Raw genomic sequence first — 1,185 nt, 5'->3', positions numbered from 1 at the left:
ATTAACCTAATACTTTAGCAACAACGCCCGCACCTACTGTACGGCCACCTTCGCGGATAGCGAAACGTAAACCGTCGTCCATCGCGATTGGGTGAATCAGTTCAACGATCATGTTGATGTTGTCACCTGGCATTACCATTTCTACGCCTTCTGGTAATTCGATAGTACCAGTTACGTCAGTTGTACGGAAGTAGAACTGTGGACGGTAGCCTTTGAAGAATGGAGTGTGACGACCACCTTCATCTTTGCTCAGAATATAAACTTCTGATTCGAATTTAGTGTGTGGCTTGATTGAACCTGGTTTAGCCAGTACTTGTCCACGTTCGATTTCTTCACGTTTAGTACCACGCAACAGAACACCAACGTTCTCACCTGCACGACCTTCGTCAAGTAATTTACGGAACATTTCAACGCCAGTACAAGTTGTTTTAACTGTTGGTTTGATACCAACGATTTCAACTTCTTCACCAACTTTAACAACACCACGCTCAACACGACCTGTTACTACTGTACCACGGCCTGAGATTGAGAATACGTCTTCGATTGGTAACAGGAATGGCTTGTCAATTGCACGCTCTGGTTCTGGGATGTATGAATCCAGGGCTTCTGCTAATTCAACAATTTTTGCTTCCCACTCAGCTTCGCCTTCCAGTGCTTTCAGCGCTGAACCACGGATTACTGGAGTGTCATCACCTGGGAAATCGTACTGAGACAGAAGTTCACGAACTTCCATTTCTACTAATTCCAGTAATTCTTCATCATCTACCATGTCACATTTGTTCAGGAACACGATGATGTAAGGAACACCAACCTGACGACCTAACAGGATGTGCTCACGAGTTTGTGGCATTGGGCCATCAGTCGCAGCAACTACCAGGATAGCTCCGTCCATTTGCGCAGCACCAGTGATCATGTTTTTAACATAGTCGGCGTGACCTGGGCAGTCTACGTGTGCGTAGTGACGAGTTGGTGTGTCATATTCTACGTGTGAAGTAGAAATGGTGATACCACGAGCTTTTTCTTCTGGTGCGTTATCGATTTGATCGAATGCACGAGCAGCACCACCGTAAGTTTTAGCTAAAACTGTAGTGATTGCAGCAGTCAGAGTAGTTTTACCGTGGTCAACGTGGCCGATAGTACCAACGTTAACGTGCGGTTTTGAACGTTCAAATTTTTCTTTAGACA

The 1,185-nt window shown here is 45.3% G+C and carries 1 protein-coding gene; it reads right to left on the bottom strand.

The window, feature by feature from the left end; translation table 11 throughout:
* Position 1 precedes the first annotated feature (1 nt).
* Positions 2–1,185 (bottom strand): elongation factor Tu (gene tuf, locus ABN080_RS18140; RefSeq protein ID WP_196554958.1); only part of this gene is annotated, 1,184 nt, incomplete at its 5' end.

The organism is Proteus sp. fly-1089 (genome assembly GCF_040138965.1).
Classification (GTDB): Bacteria; Pseudomonadota; Gammaproteobacteria; order Enterobacterales; family Enterobacteriaceae; genus Proteus; species Proteus vulgaris_B.
This window is presented reverse-complemented; position numbering and strand designations above follow the sequence as displayed.